The organism is Micromonospora marina, from assembly GCF_900091565.1.
Lineage (GTDB): Bacteria > Actinomycetota > Actinomycetes > Mycobacteriales > Micromonosporaceae > Micromonospora > Micromonospora marina.
Genome location: NZ_FMCV01000004.1, coordinates 1 through 25,039, shown reverse-complemented (window position 1 = coordinate 25,039; position 25,039 = coordinate 1). Strand labels below are relative to the sequence as shown.

Sequence of the window (25,039 nt, the reverse complement as noted above, 5' to 3'; positions counted from 1 at the left end):
AGCCCTTCGCTGCGGCGCGATGCCACGTTTCCGACGACTCGCCTCTGAGCGAGCAGCGGCACACGTCTTGCAGTAGAACGCCAGACCGTCTGGACGACGCCGATTACGGTGGAACGCCGACGCGGGAAGCGAGCGGCGACACTGGGGGCAAAGCTTGTCCGAAGCCTCCGGCAAATCGGACATAAGCCTCATTGACCCCCTTTCTGCACATATCCCCTCACAAATTCCTCTGCGTTCTCCTCCAGCACGGAGTCGATCTCGTCGAGCAGGTCGTCGACGTCCTCGGTGATCTCGGCGTGCCGCTCGGCCACCTCGGGGTTGGCCTCAGCGGTGACCTCCTCGACCTCCTCGCGGGACTTGCCGGACTGGGTCTGCCCACCCTCTTGCGTCGCCATGGTGGTGCCTCCTCCACGATCGCCTGCGATCAACTTACCTCGCGGGAGCGACGAAAGGCCCGTCGCGTGCCCGTTTCCGGCACCCGGCGGGCCTTCCGGCATCGGGGTCACCCGCCGGTGAGCGTCTCCAGCAGATCCTTGGCGCTCGCGCAGCGGTCGAACAGCTCGCCGACGTGCGCGCGGGTGCCCCGCTCGGGCTCCATCATCGGCACCCGGACCAGCGACTCCCGGCCCACGTCGAAGATGACCGAGTCCCAGCTCGCGGCGACCACCTCGGAGGCGTACCGGTCGAGGCAGCGGCCCCGGAAGTAGGCCCGGGTGTCCTCCGGCGGCTCGGTCATCGCGGTGCGGGTCTGCTCGTCGGTCAGCAGCGTCTTCATCGAGCCGCGCTGCACCAGACGATGGTAGAGGCCCTTCTCCGGCCGCACGTCGGAGTACTGCAGGTCGACCAGTTGCAGCTTGTGCGAGCCCCAGCTCAGCTTCTCCCGCTCCCGGTAGCCCTCCAGCAGCCGCAGCTTGGCCACCCAGTCCAGCTCGTCGGCGCACTCGAACGCGTCCCGGCCGAGCCGGTCCAGCACGCTCTCCCAGCGGCGCAGCACGTCCGCGGTCTGCGGGTCCACGTCCTGGCCGTGGCGGTCGTCCACGAAGGAGGCGACCCGCTCCAGGTACGCCCACTGCACGTCCAGCGCCGTGAGCTTGCGGCCGTCGCGCATCCGCATCAGGTGCTTGAGCGACGGGTCGTGGCTGACCGCGCGCAGCTCGGCCACCGGGTCGGCGATGCCGAGGTCCGCGCCGAGCGCCTTCTCCTCGATCATGGCGAGGATCAGCGAGGTGGTGCCGACCTTCAGGAACGTGGAGATCTCGGACAGGTTGGCATCGCCGATGATGACGTGCAGCCGGCGGTACTTGTCGGCGTCGGCGTGCGGCTCGTCCCGGGTGTTGATGATGGGCCGCTTGAGCGTCGTCTCCAGCCCCACCTCGACCTCGAAGAAGTCGGCCCGCTGGGAGATCTGGAAACCGCTCTGGCCGCCGTCCTGGCCGATGCCGACCCGCCCGGCGCCGCAGACGATCTGCCGGGTGACGAAGAAGGGCGTCAGGTACGCCACGATGTCGGCGAACGGCGTCTGCCGGCGCATCAGGTAGTTCTCGTGCGAGCCGTAGCTGGCACCCTTGTTGTCGGTGTTGTTCTTGTACAGGTGGATCGGGTGGGTGCCCGGGATGGTCGCGGCGCGCCGGGCCGCCTCGGCCATCACCCGCTCCCCCGCCTTGTCCCACCGCACCACGTCGAGGGGGTTCGTCACCTCGGGCGTGGAGTACTCCGGGTGGGCGTGGTCGACGTAGAGGCGGGCGCCGTTGGTGAGTATGACGTTCGCCAGCCCGAGATCCTCGTCGGCGAGCGCCTCGGCCGGGTCGTACGCGGCGCCGGAGTAGGTGAACCCGCGGGCGTCGCGCAGTGGCGACTCCTCCTCGTAGTCCCAGCGGGCCCGGCCGCCCCGGTTGAGTTCCGGCCGCGCCCCGTAGGCGTTCACCACCTGGGAGGAGGTGACCATCGGATTGGCTCCGGCCTGACCGGGCACGGAGATGCCGTACTCGACCTCGGTGCCCATGATCCTTCTGACGCTCATCGACCTACCCGCTCCGCTCGCCGTCGGGGTCCCCGTCACGTCGAGCGTAGTCGGCGTGACGCGCGCAGGGGGCGTGGCGGCGGCGCCGGGTCCGGTGTGGCGGCTTCCCCTGGTACGCGCGAAGGCCCGTGGCGAACCCGCCACGGGCCTTCGTCGAGTGGACCGGACTACAGGTACTGTCCGGTGTTGCTGGCGGTCTCGATGGACCGTCCGGCCTCGGCGCCCTTGCCGCCGGAGACGAGCGTGCGGATGTAGACGATCCGCTCGCCCTTCTTACCGGAGATGCGGGCCCAGTCGTCGGGGTTGGTGGTGTTGGGCAGGTCCTCGTTCTCGCGGAACTCGTCGACGCAGGCGTCGAGCAGGTGCTGCAGGCGCAGCCCCTTGCGTCCGGAGGTGAGGAACTCCTTGATGGCCATCTTCTTGCCCCGGTCGACGATGTTCTGGATCATCGCACCGGAGTTGAAGTCCTTGAAGTAGAGGACTTCCTTGTCGCCGTTGGCGTAGGTGACCTCGAGGAAGCGGTTCTCCTCGGTCTCGGAGTACATCCGCAGGACCACCGCGTCGATCATCGCCGCGACCGTCGCCTGGGCGTCGCCGCCGTGCTCGGCCAGGTCGTCGGCGTGCAGCGGCAGGCCGGCGAGGATGTACTTGGAGAAGATGTCCTTCGCCGCCTCGGCGTCCGGCCGCTCGATCTTGATCTTCACGTCGAGCCGGCCGGGGCGCAGGATCGCCGGGTCGATCATGTCTTCCCGGTTGGAGGCGCCGATGACGATGACGTTCTCCAGGCCCTCGACACCGTCGATCTCGCTGAGCAGCTGCGGGACGATGGTGTTCTCCACGTCGGAGGAGACGCCGGAGCCGCGGGTGCGGAACACCGAGTCCATCTCGTCGAAGAACACGATCACCGGAGTGCCCTCGCCGGCCTTCTCCCGCGCCCGCTGGAAGATCAGCCGGATGTGCCGCTCGGTCTCGCCGACGTACTTGTTGAGCAGCTCGGGGCCCTTGATGTTGAGGAAGAAGCTGGTGTGCCGCTCCTTGCCCTCCCGCTCGGCGATCTTCTTGGCCAGCGAGTTGGCCACCGCCTTGGCGATGAGCGTCTTGCCGCAGCCGGGCGGGCCGTAGAGCAGGATGCCCTTCGGCGGCCGGAGCTGGTGCTCGCGGAACAGGTCGGAGTGCAGGAACGGCAGTTCCACCGCGTCGCGGATCTGCTCGATCTGCGCCTGGAGGCCACCGATGTCCTCGTAGTTGACGTCGGGCACCTCCTCCAGCACCAGCTCCTCGACCTCGCTCTTCGGGATCCGCTCGTACGCGTACGCCGAACGGGGCTCGATCATGAGCGAGTCGCCGGCCCGGATCGCGCTGCCGATCAGGGTCTCGGCGAGGTGCACGATGCGCTCCTCGTCGGAGTGCGAGACCACGAGCGCCCGGTCACCCGGAGCGCCCTCGGGGCCCGCCAGGATCTCCTTGAGCATCACCACCTCGCCGACCCGCTCGTAGCCGAACGCGTCGACGATGTTGAGCGCGTCGTTGAGCAGGACCTCCTGGCCACGGCGCAGCTCGTCGACCTCCAGCGAGGGCGAGACGGCCACCCGGAGCTTGCGCCCGCCGGTGAACACGTCCACCGTGCCGTCGTCGTGCTTGGCCAGGAAGACGCCATAGCCACTCGGCGGCTGGGCGAGCCGGTCGATCTCCTCCTTGAGCGTCACGATCTGCGCGCGGGCCTCCTTGAGGGTGCTCACGAGCCGTTCGTTGTTCTCGGTCAGCCGCGCCAACTGTGCCTGGGTGGCCGCCAGCCGCTCTTCGAGCTGCCGGACGTGTCGGGGGCTTTCGGTCAACTTGCGCCGCACCAGAGCGAGTTCCTCTTGCAGGAACGCGACCTGCGTGGAGAGATCGTGGGCTTCCTTTTCCCACCGTGCGGCGCGCGAGTCCGCGTCGTCGCTGCGTGCCACGTCCCACCTCCCCGGGGGGCTTGAACGTTCTGACCTAACACTAGCCGCTATGAGCCCGATTCGGTCCACAGCAACGCGCTCGTCACCGAAGCTTGATCGCGAAGGGCTGGTCGCGGGGCGGGTACCGGCGTTCGGGTACCGTCGGAGCGTGGGACGGGAGAACATGGGGGGTGCTTCGTGACCGACGTCGCGACCGACCAGTTGCAGGTCTGGGTGGACCAGGATCTCTGCACCGGTGACGGGCTCTGCGTGCAGTACGCGCCGGAGGTCTTCGAGTTCGACGTCGACGGCCTGGCGTACGTCAAGGGCCCCGACGGCGAGCTGCGGCAGGCCCCGGGCGCCCGGGTGGACGTGCCGGAGCACCTGCGCCTCGAGGTGATTGACTCGGCGAAGGAGTGCCCGGGCGAGTGCATCCACGTCGTCCGCGGCAGCGACGGCGTCGAGGTGGCCGGCCCGGAGGCCGAGGACTGAGGCGGAGACGGACACGACGGGCCGGGGACGTGTGGTCCCCGGCCCGTCGTGCGTCCGCCTCAGAGCAGGGGCCGGCCGACGACCGAGGCGACCAGCCGGGCGAACTCCTCCAGCCGGGCGATCTGCCCCGCGCCGCCGTCGTCCAGCGTCTTGCCGAAGCGCAGCGCGTCGTGCCGGGGCGCGCCGATCGCCTCGTCGCTGGGCGGCGCCTCGTCGAGTGAGCTGAGCAGCAGGTACACGTCGATGCTGTCGACCCGTACGGTGCCGTTGTCGGCGCGCATGAGCCGCCGCCGGCAGCCGACCTCGGTGACCGTGGACAGCGGCACCACCCGCAGCGACGAGGTCATCGCGCCGGGCGGCCCCTCCCCCGGCGGCACGTCCTCGCCGTGCCAGAGCACCAGCCGGCTGCCGTCGCAGACGACGACCTCCTGCCACACCCCGTTCACCTCGTTGACGAAGCGCTCCAGCGTGAAGCCGAGCACCGACGCGCCCCGCAGCACTCCGTCGAGCGCCTCCAGCGCGATGTCCGGGTCGCGCAGGTACGCCCGGGCGGCCGACTCCAGGTCGGTGTAGGGCGACCAGTCCGGGAAGACGGCGGGCAGGTCGCCGTTGCCGTAGCCGGGGTTGCTCACGCCGCCTCCCGCCCGGCCGCGCCGCCGTGCTGCCACCGGTCCCGGTCACCGGCACGGGCGCGCCGCCCGACACGCGCCCCGATCCGCTCGCTCATGCCACCGTCTCCACCCGCTCAGGTGTCGTCCCCACCGGCACACATGATCCGCCCGTGCGCGCACGGGCGCGCGGCGGGGGTCAGGGCTGCTCCGGCTCCTCCGCCGCGCGGGCCGCGGCGGCGGCGCGCAGGGCGTCGCGGCGCTGCGCGTACGCCTCGGCGCCCTTGCTGGGCTTGCGCCGGCGCGGCGGCGCGGTGACCCCGGGGGCGAGCTTGCGCGCGGAGACCAGGAACGCGGTGTGGGCGATCATCCGGTGGTCCGGGCGGACCGCGAGCCCTTCGGCGTGCCAGTCCCGCACCAGCGACTCCCAGGCGCGCGGCTCGGTCCAGCCGCCGCGCTCGCGCAGCGCCTCGACCAACTCGGACAGCTGCGGGGTGGTGGCCACGTAGCCGATCAGCACGCCGCCGGGCACGAGCGCCCGCTCGACCATGTCGAGCATCTCCCACGGGGTGAGCATGTCGAGGATGATCCGGTCGAAACCGGTCTCGGCGCAGCCGGCGACGTCGCCGACGTGCAGCCGCCAGGCCGGGTGCGGCCCGTTGAAGAACGCCTCGACGTTGCGGCGGGCGATCTGGGCGAAGTCGTCACGCACCTCGAACGAGTGCAGCTCACCCTCGGTGCCGACGGCCCGCAGCAGCGAGCAGGACAGAGCGCCGGATCCGGCGCCGGCCTCCAGCACCTTGGCGCCGGGGAAGATGTCACCCATGGCGACGATCTGCGCCGAGTCCTTCGGGTAGATCACCTGAGCACCGCGCGGCATGGACAACACGTAGTCCGACAGCAGCGGCCGCAGCGCCAGGAACGCGGTGCCGCCGCCGGCGGTGGTGACCACGCTGCCGTCGGGCAGGCCGATCAGGGTGTCGTGCTTGAGGATCCCGCGGTGGGTGTGGAACTCCTTGCCGGGCTCCAGCGTCACGGTGTGCATCCGGCCCTTCGGGTCGGTCAGCTGGACCCGGTCGCCCGGCCGGAACGGCCCGCGGTGGACCGGGGGCAACGCCGGGACGGTGGAGATCTCTGCGGTCACGTGTTCGTCTTCCGTTCGGGTTCCAGGAGCTGGGCGAGATCCGCGATGTGCAGCACGCCGACCACATCTTCGCCTGACGTCACGACGTACTGCGCGCCCGGGTGGGTGCGCACGGTCTCCAGCACCCGCTCGCCGTCCGCCCCGACCGGCAGGGCCGGCACGGCGGACAGGTCGCGGGCCACCTCGTCCACCGCGACCCACGGCCACCGTTGCCGGGATACGGCGGCGACGCGCGCCGGGTCGACCAGGGCGACCGTGCGGCCGGCCGAGTCGACCACGCCGAGCGCCGCCTCGGGGGCGCCCGCCTCGTCGCGGCGGCGCTGGGCCTCGGCCAGCGGCGTGCCGGCGGGCACCGGCAGTACCGCGCGGGCCAGCCGGGCCAGGTCGACCAGGTGCAGCCGGCGGCCGATGCGCGCCATCCGGATCGACTGGCCGGCGCCGCGCCACAGCGTCAGCGCGACGAGCAGCAGCAGCGGCAGGGCCAGTGGGGCCAGCGCCCGGCGCATGGTGAGCACCACGACCAGCACCAGCGTGCCCAGCGCGACCACCCGCCCCACCCAGCCGGCCACCTCGGTGCCGCGGTGCCGGTCGCGGGTGAGCGCCCACACCGCGGCGCGCAGCGCCCGGCCGCCGTCCAGCGGCAGGCCGGGCAGGCTGTTGAAGATCGCCACCACCACGTTGCTGACCGCGAGCTGGAAGGCGAGCTGGTGGCCGAGCGTGCCGGCGGGCAGGGCGAGGGTGGCGGCGACCGCGCCGACGCCGAGCACCGCCGAGACGGCCGGGCCGGCCAGGGAGATCAGCAGCTCGACCCGGGGACTGGGGGCGTCCCGGTCCATCTCGGTGTAGCCGCCGAGCAGTTCCAGCGTGATCCCCCGCACACCGATGCCGTAGCGGCGGGCGGTCAGCGCGTGACCCAGCTCGTGCAGCAGCACGGAGCCGAGCAGCGAGATCACGAAGCCGAGGCCGACCAGGTAGCCGCCGAGCGGGCCGAGGTCGAGCTGGCGGCGGGCCAGCGCCGCGTACAGCACCGTGACCACGACGGTGAGCAGCAGCATCGAGGCGTCGACGCGCAGCGGCACCCCGAGGATCCGGCCGAGGCTGAGCCCCGGCCGGTGGGGTCCTCGGCTCCGCTGCTGCACCGGCCCGATGCTACGTGAGCGCGGGGAGCGAGCCGCCGCGGTCGCTCGGTCCCGATCATGCTTGGTGCGGCGACGCCGGCCCTGTCACACGCGTGCCCTAACCTTCCGGTCATGACGGCGGAACCGACGATCGACAGTCACGGCGACCAGACGGCGACACCGGCGCCGGTCACCGTGCGGGCCTCGTTGTCGCCGTCGCGGGCGGCCGACTTCAAGACCTGCCCGCTGCTCTACCGGTTCCGCAGCATCGACCGGCTGCCCGAGCGGCCGACCGTCGAACAGGCCCGGGGCACGCTCGTGCACGCCGTATTGGAGCGGCTGTTCGACCTGCCGGCCGCCGCGCGCACCCCGGAGTCGGCGGGTGACCTGGTCGCCCCGCAGTGGGACCGGCTGGTCACCGAGGAGCCGGAGCTGTCCATGCTGTTCGCCGACGGCGACGTCGTCGGGCCGCAGGAGTTCCTCCGGTCGGCGACGGCGCTGCTGGACGGCTACTTCGCGGTGGAGGACCCGCGCCGGCTGGAGCCGGCCGAGCGTGAGGCGCTGATCTCCGCGGTGGTGGACGACGAGTTGCTCATCCGGGGCTATCTCGACCGGCTCGACGTCGCGCCGGACGGCGCTCTGCGGGTGGTCGACTACAAGACCGGCGGGGCGCCGCGGGAGGCGTTCGAGGCGCGGGCGCTGTTCCAGCTCAAGTTCTACGCCCTGGTGCTGTGGCGCACCCGGGGCGTGGTGCCGCGCGTGCTGCGCCTGCTCTACCTCAAGGACGCCGAGGTCTGCGACTACGCGCCGGAGGCCGACGAGCTGGTGCGGTTCGAGCGCACCGTGGTGGCGCTGTGGCGGGCGATCGAGCAGGCCACCGCCCGGCAGGACTTCCGTCCCCGGCCGAGCCGGCTGTGCGACTGGTGCAACCACCAGGCGCTGTGCCCGAGCTACGGCGGGACGCCGCCGCCGTTCCCGACCTCCGCCGCCGCACCCGACCCGCTGGTGGACGCCCGCTCCCGCCCGGTCGCACCCGGCGCTGACGAGTAACCTCCGCTCCCGCCGCAGAGTACAGGGGCTGATGACCTCCGCTCCCGCCGCAGGGACGCCCGGGCTGATCACCCCCGCTCCCGACGCAGGGTCCCCGGGCTGACGCCGGGCCGGACCGCCCCGGCCCGGCGGGCGATCCCGCGCAGGGCCGGCCCGCAATCCCGCGCGGCCCGGCGCGGAGCGCACCCGATCCCGATGCGTACCCGGCGGGAGTGGACCGACGACACCGAGACGGCCCGCTCGGCGGTGGCCGGAAGGGCCGGTCGCCCTGGGCCGCCGGCCCTTCCGGTCGGTGTTGGCCGGGCACGCGAGCCACCTCGGGGCGAGCCCGGCACACAGACCGCCCGCGACCTCGCGCGTGCCGGGCGCGCGGAGCCCGGCCAACCGGCGGGATCGGGGCGGCCTGATCGGCGACCGCGCGGGCGGCGCCTCTACGGTGGTTACCGCCCGGTTCGCGCCGGATGGATCGCGGGCGCGTGCCGGCGCCGACGGGTCCCGGCCGGACCGCCGCCCGGACGACGAGGGGGACGCATGACCGAGGGCGCCGTCTCCCGGCCGGTGCGGATTCTGCTCGCCGACGACCAGCCGCTGCTGCGTACCGGATTCCGGATGGTGCTCGGCGCGGAGGACGACCTCGACGTGGTGGGCGAGGCCGGCGACGGCGTGGAGGCGGTGGAGCTGGCCCGGCGGCTGCTGCCCGACGTGGTGCTGATGGACATCCGGATGCCGCGCCTGGACGGGATGGCCGCCACCCGCGCGATCGTGTCGGCCCGGCTGCCGGTACGCGTGCTCGTGCTCACCACGTTCGCGCAGGACGACCACGTCGTCGGGGCGTTGCGGGCCGGGGCGAGCGGCTTCCTGACCAAGGACGTGCCGGCCGAGGATCTCGTCGCCGCGATCCGTGCGGTGGCCGCCGGGGGCGCGGTGATCTCACCGGGCGTCCTGCGCCGGCTGCTCGACCGCTTCGCCCAGGTGCTGCCGGACCCGGCCGCCACGCCGGCGCGGGCGCTGGAGCCGCTGACCGACCGGGAGCGGGAAGTGCTCACCCACATGGCGCGCGGACTGTCGAACACGGAGATCGCCCGGGTGCTGTCGGTCAGCGAGACCACCGTGAAAACCCATGTCGGTCATGTACTGACGAAGCTACGGTTGCGCGACCGGGTCCAGGCGGTCGTGCTCGCGTACGAGACGGGTCTGGTCCGTCCCGGCGGATAGCTGGCGCGCGTCGCCTACCGTGACCAGCGGCGGGGCTGGGGTGCGGCCCGCAGGCCGACGACGAGATCGTGATCAACGCCGCGCTGGCCGATGCCGGCAAGGTCAAGGTCGGTGACCGGGTCGGCGTGCTGACGCTCGCGCCGAAGAAGGAATTCACGATCGTCGGCGTGTTCGGCTACAGCGGCGGCCGGGACTCGATCGGCGGCGCCAACGAGGTCTACTTCACCACGCCGGTGGCGCAGCAGCTGATGCTGGGCGAGCCGGACGTGTTCAGCAGCGTCAGCGTCCAGGCCGCCGGTGGCACCACGCCGGCGGCGCTGCGCGACGAGGTGGCCCGCACGCTGGGCGCCGACTACCAGGTCAAGACCGGCGAGCAGCTCGCCGCCGACGCCTCGGCCGGCCTCAAGGAGGGACTGTCGTTCTTCAACAAGATCCTCCTCGGGTTCGCCGCGGTGGCGCTGCTGGTCGGCACGTTCCTGATCCTCAACACGTTCTCGATCATCGTGGCCCAACGCACCCGTGAGCTGGCGCTGATGCGGGCGATCGGGGCCAGCGGCAAGCAGGTCATCGGCTCGGTGGTGCTGGAGGCGCTCGCGGTCGGCCTGATCGCCTCGGTGCTGGGGCTCGCCGCCGGCATCGGCGTGGGCGCGCTGCTGGCGTACCTGTTCGGTCAGCTCGCCGGAGGTCTGAGCCTGGCCGGGCTGGGTGTGCCGCCCTCGGCGGTGATCGGCGCGTTCGCGGTCGGCATGCTGATCACGGTGGTCGCCGCGCTGCTGCCTGCGGTGCGCGCCTCGCGCATCCCGCCGATCGCCGCGATGCAGGACGTCGCCACGCCGGACCGGCCGCTGACCAAGGTCACCGTCGGCGGCGCGGTGGTCACCGGCATCGGCGCGGTGCTGCTGTTCCTGGGCCTCGGCGGGCACGCGGGTGACAGCACCCTGGCGACCATCCTGGGCGGCGTCCTGTTCGCGTTCATCGGTGTGGCGCTACTGACGCCGATCATCAGCCGGCCGGTGGTGGCGCTGCTCGGCGCGGTGTTCTCCTGGTCGGTGCCGGGCAAGCTGGGCCGGCTCAACTCGGGCCGCAACCCGCGCCGCACCGCGATCACCGCCGCCGCGCTGATGGTGGGCATCGCCCTGGTCACCGGCGTGACGGTGATCCTGGACTCGGCCAAGGGCAGCCTCGGCAAGCTGGCGGAGGACACCATCAAGGCGGAGCTGGTGATCTCCGGCGCGTCGTCCGGGCCACGTCCGGCGAGCTTCGACCCGGCCGTGCTGGAGAAGGCCGCCGCGATCCCGGGCGTGCGGATGGTCAGCGGCGAGTACGGCGACCTGGCGGTGGTCGGCGGCGAGCGGACCTGGGTGTCCGCGTCGAGCAACGTGGCGGCGCTGCAGCAGATCTTCGGGGCGAAGGCCGCCGCCGGTGACATCAGCCGGCTGGCGCCGGACCAGATGCTGGTCAGCGCGGACACCGCGCAGGCCCGCAACCTCACCGTCGGTTCGACGGTGCCGGTGCAGCTGTCCCGCGGCGAGGCCCGCACCTACACGGTCAGCGGCATCTACGAAAGTTCGCAGCTGACGAACTCGGTGACGCTGCCGCCGCAGGCCACTGCGGACTTCAGCATCCCGCAGCCGATCCAGGGCTTCCTCCAGCTCGCCCCCGGCACGTCGGTCGACGCGGTCCAGCCGCAGGTCGAGCGGCTGCTGGCGGACAGCCCCGAGGTGTCGGTGGCCGACCGGGCCGCGTTCATCGAGCAGCAGACCGGCCAGCTGGACTCCCTGCTCCAGATGATCCAGATCCTGCTGGCGCTGGCCATCGTGATCGCGGTGCTGGGCATCATCAACACGCTCGCGCTGTCGGTGCTGGAACGGACCCGCGAGCTGGGCCTGCTGCGGGCGATCGGCCTGCGCCGCGCCCAGACCATGCGCATGATCACGGTCGAGGCGGTGGTGATCTCGATCTTCGGCGCGCTGCTCGGTGTGGTGGTCGGCACCGGGCTCGGCGCGGCGGTCGTCGAGGCGCTCAAGGACGAGGGCATCACCGACCTGGTCCTGCCCTGGGGTCAGATGGTGACGTTCCTGATCCTGGCCGCGATCATCGGCGTGGTCGCCGCGGTGCTGCCGGCGATCCGCGCCGCGCGGATCAACGTCCTGGGTGCCATCGCCCACGACTGACGTGAAGGAAGGGCCCCTTCTTAACGCCTCGTGCATAGGAAGGGGCCCTTCTTAACGGTTGAGCAGGGCTGCGAGCAGCTCCAGGTCCGCCCCGAGCAGGCTCTCCACCTGGTGTACGCCGTCGGCGGGCGCCAGCGGCACCTCGGCCGGTACGGCCAGCACCGCCGCCCCGGCGGCCAGCGCGCTCGCCACACCGGTCGGTGAGTCCTCGATCGCCACGCACCGCTGCACCGGCACGCCCAGCAGACGCGCGGCGGTCAGGTACGGCTCCGGGTGCGGCTTGGCCGCGCCCACCTCGTCGCCGCAGACCACCACGTCGAAGCTGTCCCGGCCCAGCGTGTCCAGCGCCACCTCGACCAGGGGCCGGCCGCTGGAGGTGACGAGCGCGGTGGGGATGCCGGCCACGCGTACCGCCCGCAGCAGCGCCAGCGCGCCCGGACGCCACCGCAGCCCGGTGCGGAACAGGTCCAGGATCCGGGCGCTGATCCAGTCGGCGCTCTCCTGCACGTCCCGCTCCGGCTGGCCCAGGTCGTCGTGCACGATCCGCATCGCGTCGGCCATCCCGGTGCCGACGATCGCGCGGCGGGCGTCCTCGGACAGGACACCGCCGTACACGGCGGCCAGTTCCTGCAACGCGACGTCCCACAGTTTCTCGCTGTCGACCAGGGTGCCGTCCATGTCGAAGAGCACGGCGGCGGGGTGCTTGCTGCTCAGCGGGGGCCTCCTTCGGTACGCGTACCCCGCCGATCCTGCCAGCCGCGCCCGGTGCGCCGGTCACCGTCCCCGATCTCCGGTGACCCGCGGCATCAGCCGAGGCCGCAGGCGCCGAGCGACTTCTCGTATCCCCGGAAGAACGAGTCGCTGCGCTGCTCGGCGGTGCCGTGCGAGCCCTCGGCGAACCACGGCTGGTCGGGGTCGTCGCCGACCGCCAGCAGCCCTTCCCGGAACTCCTCCAGGTCGCCGTCCTCCAGTTCCAGCACCCCGGACCGCACGCTGTCCCCGAGGTACGCCCCGGCCATGCAGTCGGCCTGCAACTCCTGCTGGATGGTGAAGTCGTAGCGGCCGCCCAGCCGCACCTGCACACCGTGGGCGTACTCGTGGCCGAGCAGGTAGAACAGGAACGCGTCGCCGATCTGCCGGAACGCCGCCACCGACCAGTTCACGTCGTAGGCGATGAAGTCGCCGACCGAGCAGTACACCGCGTTGTTGCGCGGCAGCCCCTGCCCGGCACAGGTCACCTCGCCCTCGCGGCTGTAGGGCACCACCCGCCGGATCGGGGTGAACCGCTGACCGGAGGCGCGGAACTGCTGTGCCCAGTACTGTTCGGCCAGCCGGACCGCGTCCTGGATGTCCCGCTGGAACTCGGCCACGCTCGTGGTGCCGTCGGCCCGGGTGGTCTGCGACTCCGGCTGCCCGCTCCGCGGCGGTGCGGGCCGCTGCGGCTCGCCCTGGTCGACGCCGCCGGCCATGCAGCCGGCCGCCACCAGCGCGGCCACCACCAGCCTGGCGATCGGCCCGCGCCCCCGACGTCCCGCCCTGTCCCCCACCATGACCTCCCGGCTGTCGCACCCGTGTCCCGCAGCAGCAGTACCCCCGGCAGGCGCCGGTGACGCTCACCGGCTCTCACGTACCGCAGCCGGGAAACGTTCACCGGCGGCGGGGAAGGTGACCAGCAGCAGCGGAAGCCGGCAGGTCGCGGCGCCACCCTCAGCGGTGGTGCGCGCCGCGTTCCGGCGGTGCGGGAAGGAGGCCGGGCGCGATCAGTCCAGGCCGCGCATGATGTGCGGCTCACCGTCGTCGTCGCCGAAGCAGCGGTGCAGCACCTGGGCGCGCGCCCACAGGTCCAGGCTGCTCGGCGGTCCGACCGGCCCGGCGCCGGCGCGCGTGGTGGTCAGCACGGGTGCCGGTTCCAGCGGGACCTGCGACGTCACCTCGTCGGTCATGTCCGCCCCTTTCGTCGTTCCCATGCTCGCCTGCGGGCGCTTCCGCCACGTCAACGGAACGGCTCGGGCGTGGACGCGGCGCGGCTGACCCGCGCCGGGCCGCACTCCGGTGACGGTAGCCCGCCGGGCCGTCGAGCACAGCCGTATTCCCGACGTCGCCGCTGGTCACGTCCGCTGGTCACGTCCGCGCGTCGCCCGCGGCCCCGGGCCGCAGGTGGCGCAGCAGGCGTCGCGGCCCTCGCGGACCGCGACCACGGCGATCGCCAGGGCGGCGACCAGGTCGGCCCAGGACCACCTGTGCAGGCCGTTGAGGGCCAGCCCGACGAGCAGGACCACCGAGAGGTACGTGCACATCAGCGTCCGTTCCGAGTCGGCCACCGCCGACCGGGAGCCCAGTTCACGGCCCGTACGGCGTTGGGTGGTTGACAGCACCGGCACCACAACCGATCAGTGCGGTCGATGGGGCGGCGGTGCCGGCGCTGATCGCCACCACCGCCTCGATCACGTTGTAGGTGATCGTCGCGGCGACCAGCAGGCCGGTTCGTACCGGGTGCGGCGCCCCTCCGGTACGGCCACGACCAGGCCGCAACCGCGCAGACAGGCGAGGTGGTTGGACAGGTTCTGCCGGCTGGTGCCGAGCGCCTCGGCGAACTCGGCCGGGTAGCCGGGCCCGACGACTCCTGGGTGCCCGACGCCTGCACGCTGCCCACCGCCGAGCGGCCGGCGGTCGCCCGGCGGCGGGCATCGGCTCTACCCGGCCGAGACGGTCACCCTGCTGCGGGTGGTGAAGGCCGCGCAACGTCTCGGCTTCACCCTCGCCGAGGTCGCGGACCTCACCGCCGTCCGTGACACGCTGCGAGAGGCGATCTCGGCCGGCTGCGACGACCTGATCACCTGCGCCGGCAGCTCCCGCTGCCCTTCGCCGATCCGGAGCACGGCCCGGCTACGGTCTGACGCATGACTGTCGTCCGGTCCATCCTGCTGTTCCTGCTCGCCGCGCTCGCCGAGATCGGCGGCGCCTGGTTGGTGTGGCAGGGCTGGCGGGAGAACCGCGGGCTGCTCTGGATCGCCGCCGGGGTGATCGCGCTCGGCGCCTACGGATTCGTGGCCACGTTCCAGCCGGACCCGAACTTCGGCCGCATCCTCGCCGCCTACGGCGGCGTGTTCGTCGCCGGGTCGCTCGCCTGGGGCATGGTGGTCGACAAGTTCCGGCCCGACCGCTACGACCTCGCCGGCGCGGCCATCTGCCTGGTCGGCGTCGCCGTCATCATGTACGCCCCGCGCACGAGCTGACGGCGCGGTGCTGAGTTCGCGCGCCCGTGCCCGTCACACATACTTCCCTGGTCCAGCCGAGGAAGCGGCGGTGCAGCACGCCGGCCGGCGTCCAGGGCATGTCCTCCGTGGCCTGGACGAGGTAGGCACCGAGGTGGAGGGCCAGCGACACCGGCGCGTCCGGGTACTCCCCGCGCAGCTCCCGCTTGCGGATCGGGCTCGGCCATGGCATGTCGCAGCCGCCGCAGGTCCAGACCGGCATGACCGGGCCGTGGGTGGTCACCGCACACCCTTCGCTCAGGGCAAGTGGCGCGTCACTTGGCGTTGAAGTAGTTCGCCTCCGGATGGTGCACCACGATCGCATCGGTCGCCTGCTCCGGCACCAGCTGGAACTCCTCCGACAACTGCACCCCGATCCGCTCGGCGCCCAGCAGCTCCACGATCTTCGCCCGGTCCTCCAGGTCCGGGCAGGCCGGGTAGCCGAACGCGTACCGGCAGCCCCGGTAGTCGGTGCGCAGCAGGCCGGCCAGGTCGGCCGGGTCGTCGTCGGCCACGGTGCCGCCGCCGGGCAGCACCAGCTCGGCCCGGATCCGCCGGTGCCAGTACTCGGCGAGGGCCTCGGTGAGCTGCACGGACAGGCCGTGCACCTCCAGGTAGTCGCGGTACTCGTTGCCGGCGAACATCTTCGCCGTGTACTCGCTGATCGGCTGCCCGACGGTGACCAGCTGCAACGCCACCACGTCGAGCTGGTCGCCCCGGGGCCGGAAGAAGTCGGCCAGGCACAGCCGCCGCTCCTGGCGCTGCCGGGGGAAGGAGAACCGGGCCCGCTCGCTGTGCCCGTTCTCGTCCAGCACCACCAGGTCGTTGCCCTCGGAGTACGCCGGGAAGTAGCCGTACACCACGGCCGCCTCCAGCACCTGGTCGGAGATCAGTCGGTCCAGCCAGTACCGCAGCCGGGGCCGGCCCTCGGTCTCGACCAGTTCCTCGTACGACGGTCCCTTGCCGCCGCGGGCGCCGCGCAGCCCCCACTGGCCCAGGAACGTGGCCCGCTCGTCCAGCAGCGCCGCGTAGTCGGCCAGCGGCACGCCCTTCACCACCCGGGTGCCGAAGAACGGCGGCCTCGGCACCGCCACGTCGGCCGCCACGTCGGAGCGGACCGACGCGTCGTCCAGTTCGGGCAGCGCCTCGCGGACCTGCGCCCGCTGCCGCTCGCGGCGCTCCCGGCGGGCCACCAGCGCGGCCTCCCGCTCCGGGTCGACCACCGGCGCGCCGCCGCGCTTGGCCGCCATCACCCGGTCCATCAGGGACAGCCCTTCGAACGCGTCGCGGGCGTAGTGCACCTGGCCCGGGTAGATTGACCGCAGGTCGTCCTCCACGTACGCGCGGGTCAGCGCCGCGCCGCCGAGCAGCACCGGCCAGCGTTCGGCCACGCCCCGGGAGGCCATCTCGGCCAGGTTCTCCTTCATGATCACGGTGCTCTTGACCAGCAGGCCGGACATGCCGATCGCGTCGGCCCGGTGCTCCTCGGCGGCGTCGAGGATCGCGTTGATCGGCTGCTTGATGCCGATGTTCACCACGTCGTAGCCGTTGTTGGACAGGATGATGTCGACCAGGTTCTTGCCGATGTCGTGCACGTCGCCCTTCACCGTGGCGAGCACGATCCGGCCCTTGCCGTCGTCATCTGTCTTCTCCATGTGCGGCTCCAGGTAGGCCACCGCGGTCTTCATCACCTCGGCGGACTGGAGCACGAACGGCAACTGCATCTGCCCGGAGCCGAACAGCTCCCCGACCACCTTCATGCCGTCCAGCAGCAGGTCGTTGATGATGGACAGCGGCGTACGCCCCTGCGCCATCGCGGTGTCCAGGTCGGCCTCCAGGCCGTTGCGCTCCCCGTCGATGATCCGCCGCTTGAGCCGCTCGTCCAGCGGCAGCGCGGCCAGCTCCTCGGCACGCGTGGCCCGCGCCGACGCCGCGTCCACGCCCTCGAATGCCTCGATGAACCGCTGCACCGGGTCGTAGCCCTCGCGGCGGCGGTCGTACACCAGGTCGAGTGCCACCTCGCGCTGCTCGTCCGGGATCCGCGACATCGGCAGGATCTTGCTGGCGTGCACGATCGCCGAGGTCAGCCCGGCCTGGGCGCACTCGTGCAGGAACACCGAGTTGAGCACCTGCCGGGCCGCCGGGTTGAGCCCGAACGACACGTTGGAGATGCCGGCGGTGAAGTTGACGCCCGGGTAGCGCGCGGCGATCTCCCGGATCGCCTCGATCGTCTCGATGCCGTCGCGGCGGGTCTCCTCCTGCCCGGTGGCGATCGGGAACGTCAGCGCGTCGATGAGGATGTCCTCCCGGCGCATCCCCCACCGGCCGGTGAGGTCGTCGATCAGCCGGCAGGCCACCCGTACCTTCCACTCCCGGGTGCGGGCCTGGCCCTCCTCGTCGATGAGCAGCGCCACGACCGCGGCGCCGTGCTCCTTGACCACCGGCATGATTCGCGCGTAGCGGGACTCGGGGCCGTCGCCGTCCTCGAAGTTCACCGAGTTGACCACGCACCGGCCGCCGAGCATCTCCAGCCCGGCCTCGATCACGGCCGGCTCGGTGGAGTCCAGCACGATCGGCAGCGTCGAGGCGGTGGCGAAGCGGCCGGCCAGCTCACGCATGTCCTGCGTGCCGTCGCGGCCGACGTAGTCGACGCAGAGGTCCAGCAGGTGCGAGCCGTCCCGGGCCTGGCTACGCGCGACCTCCACGCAGGCCTGCCAGTCCCCGGCGAGCATCGACTCACGGAACGCCTTCGAGCCGTTGGCGTTCGTCCGCTCCCCCACCATCAGGATGCTGGCGTCCTGGGCGAACGGCACGTGGTGGTAGATCGACGCGACCCCGGCGTCCGGCTTCGGCTCCCGCGCCACCGGCGCCCGTCCGCCGAGCCGCTCCACCAGCACCCGGATGTGCTCCGGGGTGGTGCCGCAGCAGCCGCCGATCAGGGCCACGCCGTAGTCGGTGACGAACTGCTCCAGCGCGTCGGCCATCTCGTCCGGGCCGAGCGGGAAGTACGCCCCGTCGGCGGTCAGCACGGGCAGGCCGGCGTTCGGCATCACCGAGATCGGGATGCGGGAGTGCCGCGCCAGGTAGCGCAGGTGCTCGCCCATCTCCGCCGGGCCGGTGGAGCAGTTCAGCCCGATCAGGTCGACGCCGAGCGGCTCGATCGCGGTCAGCGCGGCGCCGATCTCGCTGCCGAGCAGCATGGTGCCGGTGGTTTCCACCGCCACCTGGCAGATGATCGGGACGTCCCGGCCGGCCTCGGCGCGGGCCCGCTTCGACCCGACCACCGCCGCCTTCACCTGGAGCAGGTCCTGACAGGTCTCGATGATCAGCGCGTCCGCGCCGCCGGCGATCAGGCCGGCGGCGTTCTCCTGGTACGCGTCGCGCAGCGAGGCGTAGCTCGCGTGGCCGAGCGTGGGCAGCTTGGTGCCCGGACCCATCGAGCCGAGCACGAACCGGGGATGCTCCTCCGTCGCGTACGCGTCGGCTGCCTCCCGCGCGATCCGCGCGCCCGCCTCGGACAGCTCCCGGATGCGGCCGGGGATGCCGTACTCGGCGAGGTTGGGCAGGTTGGCGCCGAACGTGTTGGTCTCCACGCAGTCCGCGCCCGCGGCCAGGTAGGCGTCGTGCACGCCGCGGACCACGTCCGGCCGGGTCACGTTGAGGATCTCGTTGCAGCCTTCGAGGCCGTCGAAGTCGTCGAGGGTGAGGTCGGCGGCCTGGAGCATCGTCCCCATCGCGCCGTCCGCGATCAGGATCCGACCGGCCAGCAGGTCACGCAACGAGGTAGGCACATGCTCCAGGTTAGTGCGCCCGAGTGCGGCAGAGTCACCCGAACCAGGCCTTCCCACATACTGCCCACCGACCCGGCGTACACCTTTGCGCCGGTTCGCCGGGGTGGTCCGGCCCGGCGACCGGCGCGGCCGACGGGCCGGGTCCGGCGGCGGCACGTAGGCTGACGGACGTGAAGGACAACAGGGGTGCGACAGTGCGACCGGGCGGCGCCGCGCCCGACGAGCAGGGTGAGGTGACGGCGTGACCGAGTTCGACGGGCTGCCGGTACTGCGCTCGCCGGTCGCCATCGCGGCCTTCGAGGGCTGGAACGACGCCGCCGACGCCTCCACCGCCGCCGTGGAACACCTGGAGCAGGTCTGGCAGGCCCGGGAGGTGACCGAGCTGGACCCGGAGGACTTCTACGACTTCCAGGTGAGCCGCCCGACGATCACCATGGCCGACGGGGAGACGCGGCGCGTCGAGTGGCCCACCACACGGTTCATGGTGGCCAGCCCGGAGGGCACCGAGCGCGACGTGGTGCTGATCCGCGGCATCGAGCCGAGCATGCGCTGGCGGACGTTCTGCGAGCAGGTGCTGGAGATCTGCCACAGCCTGGAGGTCGAACGGGTGGTGCTGCTCGGCGCGTTGCTGGCCGACGTGCCGTACACCCGGCCGCTGCCGATCAGTGGCAGCGCGTCGGACGCCGACGCGGCGAAGCGCTACCAGCTCACCCCCACCCGGTACGACGGGCCGACGGGCATCGTCGGCGTGCTGCACGACGCCTGCACCCGGGCCGAGGTCGACGCGGTGTCGTTCTGGGTGCACGTGCCGCACTACGCCAACAACCCGCCCTGCCCGAAGGCGACCCTCGCCCTGCTGCACCGGGTCGAGGAGGTGCTCGACCTGCCGGTGCCGATGGCCGACCTGGCCGAGGAGGCAGCCGAGTGGGAGCAGCGGGTGCGCAGCGCCGCCGAACAGGACGCCGAACTCGGCGAGTACGTGCGTGAGCTGGAGGAACGGGTCGGCGACGCCGGCATCACCCCGTTGACCGGGGACGAGATCGCCCAGGAGTTCGAGAAGTACCTGCGCCGTCGCGGCGGTTCCGCCGGGCCGACCGCTGGTTCCTGGTAGCTCTCCGCGTCGAGGCCGGGCTCCCTCGTGGGGCCCGGCTTTTTCGTGTCCGGGGTGGCGCCGGCACACCCTCTAGGGCATCCTAGGAACCTAGCTGTTCTGAGGAGGCGGGCATGCAGATCAACCCGGGCGCGGCCGAGTTCCCGCACCGGCAGATCGCCGCGCAGCTCAAGGCCCAGGTGCGCCGCGGCGACTGGGGTCCGGGCGAGCGGCTGCCGTCCATCCCGGCCATCGCCGAGATGTTCGGCGTCGCCAAGCAGACCGTGCAGCGCGCCGTCGACCAGCTGCGGGTCGAGGGCATCCTGATCACCAAGCCCGGCTCCGGTACGTACGTCCGGGGCACCCGGCGTCGCCTCAACCGCCTGTCCCGGGGCCGGTACGGCGGCTTCCGCGGCTACCACACCGACCTGGCGGCCCGGTACCGGCAGCAGCTCGTCTCCGTCGGCCGCTCCCCCGCCCCGGCCGAGGTGGCCGACGCGTTCGGCGTCGCCGACGGCACCGAACTGCTCTGCCGGCGGCATCTGGTACGCACCGACGACTCCCCGGTCGAGGTCGGCGCGTCCTGGTTCCTGCCCGCCGACACCGCCGGCACCTCACTGGAGCGCGCCGAGGCGTTCGGCCGGCCGCTCTACCAGGAGGCGGAGGAGGTCACCGGACGGCGGTACGTGACCGCCACCGACACGATCAGCGCGCGCCAGCCCAGCCGGGAGGAGGCGGAGATCCTCCAGATCCGCCCGGACACCCCGGTGCTGCACCTGCTGCACGTCGCCTACGACGAGCGGCACAAGCCGATCGAGGTCGCCCAGGCCACCTGGCCCGGCCCGATGACCACGCTGACCGAGGAGTACAAGATCCCCGCTCCCGCCCCCGACCAGGACCCCGACCCCGGCCTGGTCCTGGGCTGATCCGACGATCTTGCGCTTTCCGCCCCGGCGAAGGCGACATTCCCGACGACCTCGGGCCCCGAATGCAAGATCGTCGAGGGCGCCGAGGGCGGGCACGCCCGGGTGGCACACCACGGGTGTCAAACCGCCCTCGACGCACCCATCCCGTTCCACCCACGCCACAGCGGCCCTGGGCGGGCGCGATCTTGCGATTGCGGCCCGGACGAAAGAGGCAAAAGCGCCGGAACGCGGGCCGCAAGTGCAAGATCGACGCGCGGAGAGGGCGGGAAGGGGCGGCGGGAAGCGGGCGGGACTAAAGGGCGATGCCGAGGAGGGCGTCGACCGTGTCGCGGAAGAGGGCGGGAGCGGTCTCGTCCTCGGTGACGCCGGTCAAGGTGCCGTCGGCCCAGCGGTCGGCCGCCGCCAGGGCACCCGCCGTGTCCAGGTCGTCGGCCAGGCGCTCGCGTACCTCGGCCAGCAACGCCGCCCCCGACGGCCCGGCCGGCGCGGCGGCGGCCCGCCGCCAGCGGCCCAGCCGCTCCTGCGCCTCGGTGAGCAGGTCGTCGGTCCAGGAGCGGTCGCTACGGTAGTGCCCGCTGATCAGCGCCAGCCGGACCGCCATCGGGTCCACCCTGTCGGCCCGCAGCCGGGACACGAAGACCAGGTTGCCCTGGGACTTCGACATCTTCTCGCCGTTCAGGCCGATCATGCCGGCGTGCACGTAGTGGTCGGCGAACGGCGCCTCGCCGGTCAGCCGCTCGGCGTGCGCGGCGGAGCACTCGTGGTGCGGGAAGATCAGGTCGTTGCCGCCGCCCTGCACGTCGATCCGGTCGCCGAGCAGGTTCAACGCGATGACAGTGCACTCGATGTGCCAGCCGGGACGGCCCGGGCCCAGGTCGCCGCCGGGCCACGACGGCTCGGCCTCGCGGGCGCCGCGCCACAGCAGCGGGTCGAGCGGGTCACGCTTGCCGGCGCGTTCCGGGTCGCCGCCGCGCTCGGCGAACAGCTCGATCATCTGCTCGCGGGACAGGTTCGACTCGTAACCGAACCGGGGCGCGGTGGAGATGTCGAAGTAGACGTCACCGGTGCCGTCGTCGAGCCGGTACGCGGCACCGTCCTTGAGCAGCACCAGCACCTTCTCGGCGATGTCCGGGATCGACTCGACCGCGCCGACGTAGTGCGCCGGCGGGATCATCCGCAGCGCCTCCATGTCCTCGCGGAACAGCGCGGTCTCCCGCATGGCCAGGACCTTCCAGTCCTCGCCGTCGCGCTCGGCGCGCTCCAGCAGCGGGTCGTCGATGTCGGTGACGTTCTGCACGTACCGCACGTCGAGGCCGGCGTCGCGCCACATCCGCTGCACCAGGTCGAACGTGATCATGGTGGCGGCGTGTCCGAGGTGCGTCGCGTCGTACGGGGTGATGCCGCAGACGTACATCGAGGCGGCGCCCCCGGGCCGGCTGGGGTGGGCGCCCTGCCGTGCCGAGTCGTACAACCTCAGCGACACGCCCTCACCGGGCAGCCGTGGCACCTCGTGTCCCGCCCAAGACTCCATGACCGCCAGCCTAACGACCCGTCAGTCGCTCGGATGCCGCCCTACGGGTGATCAACGCGACAGCGGCTCACATCGGCGGCCAGGGCATCGCCGGCCACTCCTGCGGCGGCAGCGGGAACCGGCCGCTCTCGCGCAGCCCCTCGACCCGTTCCGCCAGCGCAGCCAGTTCACCGATGCTCAGATGCTCGGCCAGTTCCTCACCGAGCGGCCCGCCCAGCTGCCCGACCAGGCCGTCGAGCATCTCCACCGCGTCCGCCGGCAGCTCGCGGCCGGCCCAGCCCCACAGGACCGTCCGCAGCTTGTCCTCGACGTGGAAGCTCACGCCGTGGTCGACGCCGTAGATCCGGTCGTCCGGGCCGACGAGCACGTGCCCGCCCTTGCGGTCGGCATTGTTGAGCACCGCGTCGAGCACGACGAGCCGGGCCAGGCGGGGGTCGTCGGCGTGCGCCAGCGCGTACGCCGCCCCGTCGTCGTCGCGGGCCGCGGCCACCGGGAACCAGCGCGGCGGGATGTCCCGCGCCGGCACGAACCCGACCAGCGGCTCGGCGTCGTCCGGCTCGTCGATCCAGAGCTGGCACGAGCCCGGACCGAACGGGCCATCGCGCAGCACTGTGGGCGGCACCAGATCCCAGCCGGTGGCCCGGGACACCAGGTAGGCGGACACCTCACGGCCGGCGAGCGTGCCGTCCGGAAAGTCCCAGAGCGGGCGCTCGCCGCGGACCGGCTTGTAGACACAACGCGCGGTCACGTCCCCGAACGCGATCACGCCGCGCAGCGTGGTGTTGGAGGCGTCGACGAGCCGCCCCTCCAGGGTCAGCTCACCGTCGGCGAGCAGCCGCAGCGCCTCGGCGCCGTCCTGTCGGGGCTGCAGTTCCGACGAGGTCACCGGTGATAGCCGTTGTTCCGGGGGCAGAGGTGACCGGCCGGGTCGAGCGGCTGGCCGCACAGCGGGCAGGGCGGCCGGCCGGCGTTCACGACGCGCTTGGCCCGTTCGATGAACTCGCGGGTCGCCTCCGGGGTCAGCCGCACCCGGAGACGGTCGAGGTCGTCGTCCGGCTCGTCCGGGTCCTCGTCGGCGTCGTCGTCCGCGTCGCCCAGCTCGACCTCGACCTCCGCCTCACCGACGGCGATCGCCTCGATCACCACGGTCGCGGTGTCCACGTCGAAGGCCAGGCCCAGCGTGCCGACCCGGAACTCCTCGTCCACCGGCGTGTCGAGCGGCTCGTTGTCACCGGTCACGGTGGTCACCGGCTCCGGCAGCTTGACGCCGAAGCGGCGCTGCGCCTCGGCGAGCAGCTCCTCGAGTTTCTCGGCGAGCAACGACACCTGGACCTTCTCCAGCGACACGCTGACCAGCCGGCCGCCGCCGCGCGCCTGGAGGAAGAACGTGCGCTCCCCCGGCGGGCCGACCGTACCGGCGACGAACCGCTCCGGCGGCTCGAAGGCGTGCACCTGGTGCGTCATACCCACGACCCTATCCGGCGTGTGGAAGCACCGCGCAGCCCACCGACGCCGAATCCGCCCAGAGCGAACGCGCCGCGTACGCCCGGCTCATCCGGCCGCGCCCGCGCCCCCGCCGACCGCCGCGTCGGACTCGGCCGCCCGCGCCGGGCGCCGGCGCCGCTTGCGCGGCGGCGGGACCAGCGCCGACAGGTCCCCGCCCGTGTCGTTGAGCCGGACCAGGAACGGCCGCAGCGGGGTGTAGCGGATCGCCGTCACCGACGCCGGGTCGGCCACGATCCGCTGGAACAGATCAAGGTGTACGCCGAGCGCGTCCGCCACGATCGCCTTGATCACGTCGCCGTGGCTGCACGCCAGCCAGACCGCCTCCGGCCCGTGCTCGGCGGTGATCCGCGCGTCCCACGCCCGTACCGCGGCGACCGCGCGCGCCGACATCGCCGCCATCGACTCCCCCTGCGGGAACGCGGCGGCGCTCGGGTGCTGCTGGACCACCGGCCAGAGCGGCTCCTTGGCCAGCTTCTTCAGCGACTGCCCCTCCCAGTCGCCGTACCCGCACTCGATCAATCCGTCGTCGACCACCGGCTCGGCGCCCGGCAGCGCCAGCTCCAGGGTCTGCCGGCAGCGGATGAGCGGGCTGGTCACCACCGCCGCCAGCGGCAGCCCGGCGAGGCGCCCGCCGACCGCCGTCGCCTGCGCCCGGCCGGTGTCGTCAAGCTCGACGGGTTGCCGCCCGGCCAGGCCGCCGTCGGCGTTCGCGGTGGTCCGGCCGTGTCGCAGAAGCAGAAGGGTCGCCACGCTGACCACCCTAGGCGGTACGCCCCCCGATGATCGTCCCGCCACGTCAGCCCAGCGCCTCCCCGCCCCCGCGCCGGCCCTCACCCTCCACCCGTCGCCGTCGATCATGAAAGTTGGCTCGGACAAAACGGTCAGCTCACGCCGCCAACCTCATGATCGCCCAACACGGTGTCCGCCTCGCTCGCCTCGCGCGGCCGCCGTCAACATCATGATCGACGACTGCATCGGTCCTGCCGGAGGCGTCGATCATGAGGGGGCGGTGACGAACCGGACACAACGGGCCGTCAACGTCGTGATCGACGCGGCAGAGGGGTGGGCGGGGACGGCAGAGGGGTGGGCGGGACGGCGGTGGGGTGGGGTGTCGGGTTTCGGGGTGGTGGGGGACACCCGGGCGGCGGAATCGGTGCCGGTGGCGGGGCGTTATACCTGGTGTACGACCGCA

24 protein-coding genes and 3 pseudogenes are annotated in these 25,039 nt (G+C 72.5%); 9 read left to right on the top strand and 18 right to left on the bottom strand.

All coding sequences use genetic code 11. The annotated features are described in order from the left end of the window. Positions 1 to 188: 188 nt before the first annotated feature. The 3 genes from GA0070215_RS06535 to arc all read right to left on the bottom strand — a co-directional run bounded on the left by GA0070215_RS06535 (position 189) and on the right by arc (position 3,969). Positions 189 to 395, bottom strand: a complete 207-nt coding sequence (locus GA0070215_RS06535; protein ID WP_013286106.1) for a ubiquitin-like protein Pup — start codon at positions 393 to 395, stop codon at positions 189 to 191. A 107-nt stretch (positions 396 to 502) separates the two neighbouring features. Beyond that, a complete protein-coding gene (gene dop, locus GA0070215_RS06530) occupies positions 503 to 2,020 on the bottom strand; it encodes a depupylase/deamidase Dop (RefSeq protein ID WP_036344993.1) in 1,518 nt (505 codons plus the stop codon). Between the two features lie 167 nt (positions 2,021 to 2,187). Beyond that, a complete protein-coding gene (gene arc / locus GA0070215_RS06525; protein WP_018784497.1) occupies positions 2,188 to 3,969 on the bottom strand; it encodes a proteasome ATPase in 1,782 nt (593 codons plus the stop codon). 177 nt (positions 3,970 to 4,146) lie between these two features. Here arc and GA0070215_RS06520 point away from each other — a divergent pair, with 177 nt between their 5' ends. Continuing rightward, a complete protein-coding gene (locus GA0070215_RS06520; RefSeq protein WP_013286103.1) occupies positions 4,147 to 4,440 on the top strand; it encodes a ferredoxin in 294 nt (97 codons plus the stop codon). A gap of 59 nt (positions 4,441 to 4,499) precedes the next feature. Here the strand turns inward: GA0070215_RS06520 and GA0070215_RS06515 are convergent, their stop codons facing one another. The 3 genes from GA0070215_RS06515 to GA0070215_RS06505 all read right to left on the bottom strand — a co-directional run bounded on the left by GA0070215_RS06515 (position 4,500) and on the right by GA0070215_RS06505 (position 7,280). Next, entirely contained in the window at positions 4,500 to 5,072 is a 573-nt protein-coding gene (locus GA0070215_RS06515) for a hypothetical protein (protein WP_013476950.1), read from the bottom strand. Between the two features lie 175 nt (positions 5,073 to 5,247). Beyond that, a complete protein-coding gene (locus tag GA0070215_RS06510; RefSeq protein WP_018784499.1) occupies positions 5,248 to 6,192 on the bottom strand; it encodes a tRNA (adenine-N1)-methyltransferase in 945 nt (314 codons plus the stop codon). Beyond that, positions 6,189 to 7,280 carry a M50 family metallopeptidase gene (locus GA0070215_RS06505; RefSeq protein ID WP_091043672.1) on the bottom strand — a complete coding sequence of 364 codons (1,092 nt, stop codon included), beginning with the start codon at positions 7,278 to 7,280 and terminating at the stop codon, positions 6,189 to 6,191. Before GA0070215_RS06505 ends, GA0070215_RS06510 begins: the two co-directional genes overlap by 4 nt. A gap of 162 nt (positions 7,281 to 7,442) precedes the next feature. On the opposite strand from GA0070215_RS06505, the gene GA0070215_RS06500 reads away from it, so the two are divergent. The 3 genes and pseudogenes from GA0070215_RS06500 to GA0070215_RS06490 form a co-directional block, all read left to right on the top strand. Continuing rightward, the gene (locus GA0070215_RS06500; protein WP_091042942.1) at positions 7,443 to 8,360 is read left to right on the top strand and encodes a RecB family exonuclease; all 918 of its coding nucleotides are present in this window, start codon (positions 7,443 to 7,445) and stop codon (positions 8,358 to 8,360) included. A 531-nt stretch (positions 8,361 to 8,891) separates the two neighbouring features. Next, a complete protein-coding gene (locus GA0070215_RS06495; protein ID WP_018784503.1) occupies positions 8,892 to 9,575 on the top strand; it encodes a response regulator in 684 nt (227 codons plus the stop codon). A gap of 38 nt (positions 9,576 to 9,613) precedes the next feature. Beyond that, positions 9,614 to 11,749 (top strand): annotated as a pseudogene (locus GA0070215_RS06490) (ABC transporter permease); the annotation flags it as partial. 51 nt (positions 11,750 to 11,800) lie between these two features. Here the strand turns inward: GA0070215_RS06490 and GA0070215_RS06485 are convergent. From GA0070215_RS06485 to GA0070215_RS06465, 6 genes and pseudogenes are all read right to left on the bottom strand, one after another. Beyond that, positions 11,801 to 12,439 (bottom strand): HAD family hydrolase, encoded by a 639-nt coding sequence (locus tag GA0070215_RS06485; protein WP_018784506.1) that lies wholly within the window; start codon positions 12,437 to 12,439, stop codon positions 11,801 to 11,803. 116 nt (positions 12,440 to 12,555) lie between these two features. After that, positions 12,556 to 13,296, bottom strand: a complete 741-nt coding sequence (locus tag GA0070215_RS06480; protein ID WP_091043668.1) for a neutral zinc metallopeptidase — start codon at positions 13,294 to 13,296, stop codon at positions 12,556 to 12,558. Positions 13,297 to 13,509: 213 nt separating this feature from the next. After that, positions 13,510 to 13,692, bottom strand: coding sequence for a hypothetical protein (locus tag GA0070215_RS06475; RefSeq protein WP_018784508.1), 183 nt, complete (start codon positions 13,690 to 13,692; stop codon positions 13,510 to 13,512). Between the two features lie 216 nt (positions 13,693 to 13,908). Next, positions 13,909 to 14,136: pseudogene (locus GA0070215_RS29955) on the bottom strand (cobalt transporter); the annotation flags it as partial. Continuing rightward, positions 14,090 to 14,281, bottom strand: coding sequence for a hypothetical protein (locus tag GA0070215_RS29950; protein WP_446686005.1), 192 nt, complete (start codon positions 14,279 to 14,281; stop codon positions 14,090 to 14,092). The gene GA0070215_RS29950 and the pseudogene GA0070215_RS29955, both read right to left, overlap by 47 nt. Beyond that, positions 14,227 to 14,364 (bottom strand): annotated as a pseudogene (locus GA0070215_RS06465) (helix-turn-helix domain-containing protein); the annotation flags it as partial. The gene GA0070215_RS29950 and the pseudogene GA0070215_RS06465, both read right to left, overlap by 55 nt. A gap of 100 nt (positions 14,365 to 14,464) precedes the next feature. On the opposite strand from GA0070215_RS06465, the gene GA0070215_RS06460 reads away from it, so the two are divergent. Beyond that, positions 14,465 to 14,653, top strand: coding sequence for a MerR family DNA-binding protein (locus GA0070215_RS06460; protein ID WP_244166916.1), 189 nt, complete (start codon positions 14,465 to 14,467; stop codon positions 14,651 to 14,653). Further along, positions 14,650 to 14,985, top strand: coding sequence for a YnfA family protein (locus GA0070215_RS06455; protein ID WP_018784511.1), 336 nt, complete (start codon positions 14,650 to 14,652; stop codon positions 14,983 to 14,985). The genes GA0070215_RS06460 and GA0070215_RS06455 overlap by 4 nt, the downstream gene beginning before the upstream one ends. Here the strand turns inward: GA0070215_RS06455 and GA0070215_RS06450 are convergent. Further along, a complete protein-coding gene (locus GA0070215_RS06450; protein WP_091042934.1) occupies positions 14,960 to 15,247 on the bottom strand; it encodes a hypothetical protein in 288 nt (95 codons plus the stop codon). The genes GA0070215_RS06455 and GA0070215_RS06450 overlap by 26 nt on opposite strands. 31 nt (positions 15,248 to 15,278) lie before the next feature. Beyond that, positions 15,279 to 18,794, bottom strand: a complete 3,516-nt coding sequence (gene metH / locus GA0070215_RS06445) for a methionine synthase (RefSeq protein ID WP_091042931.1) — start codon at positions 18,792 to 18,794, stop codon at positions 15,279 to 15,281. 241 nt (positions 18,795 to 19,035) lie between these two features. Between metH and GA0070215_RS06440 the strand changes: the two genes are divergently transcribed. Together GA0070215_RS06440 and GA0070215_RS06435 are read left to right on the top strand one after the other, a co-directional pair. Next, positions 19,036 to 19,905: a PAC2 family protein gene (locus GA0070215_RS06440; RefSeq protein ID WP_013286081.1), complete on the top strand. Its 870-nt coding sequence runs from the start codon at positions 19,036 to 19,038 to the stop codon at positions 19,903 to 19,905. Between the two features lie 113 nt (positions 19,906 to 20,018). Further along, positions 20,019 to 20,810, top strand: coding sequence for a GntR family transcriptional regulator (locus tag GA0070215_RS06435; RefSeq protein ID WP_030504101.1), 792 nt, complete (start codon positions 20,019 to 20,021; stop codon positions 20,808 to 20,810). Between the two features lie 292 nt (positions 20,811 to 21,102). On the opposite strand, the gene mshC is transcribed toward GA0070215_RS06435, so the two are convergent. The 4 genes from mshC to GA0070215_RS06415 form a co-directional block, all read right to left on the bottom strand. Further along, entirely contained in the window at positions 21,103 to 22,341 is a 1,239-nt protein-coding gene (gene mshC / locus GA0070215_RS06430; protein ID WP_091042927.1) for a cysteine--1-D-myo-inosityl 2-amino-2-deoxy-alpha-D-glucopyranoside ligase, read from the bottom strand. A 67-nt stretch (positions 22,342 to 22,408) separates the two neighbouring features. Further along, a complete protein-coding gene (locus GA0070215_RS06425) occupies positions 22,409 to 23,227 on the bottom strand; it encodes an SCO1664 family protein (RefSeq protein ID WP_018788386.1) in 819 nt (272 codons plus the stop codon). Then, complete coding sequence (locus GA0070215_RS06420) at positions 23,224 to 23,805, bottom strand: DUF3090 domain-containing protein (RefSeq protein WP_018788387.1); 582 nt, start codon at positions 23,803 to 23,805, stop codon at positions 23,224 to 23,226. Before GA0070215_RS06420 ends, GA0070215_RS06425 begins: the two co-directional genes overlap by 4 nt. 87 nt (positions 23,806 to 23,892) lie before the next feature. Next, positions 23,893 to 24,606, bottom strand: a complete 714-nt coding sequence (locus GA0070215_RS06415; protein ID WP_018788388.1) for a histidine phosphatase family protein — start codon at positions 24,604 to 24,606, stop codon at positions 23,893 to 23,895. Positions 24,607 to 24,805: 199 nt separating this feature from the next. Here GA0070215_RS06415 and GA0070215_RS28640 point away from each other — a divergent pair. Then, positions 24,806 to 25,039: hypothetical protein (locus GA0070215_RS28640; protein WP_208600295.1), on the top strand; the 234-nt coding region annotated here is incomplete at its 3' end.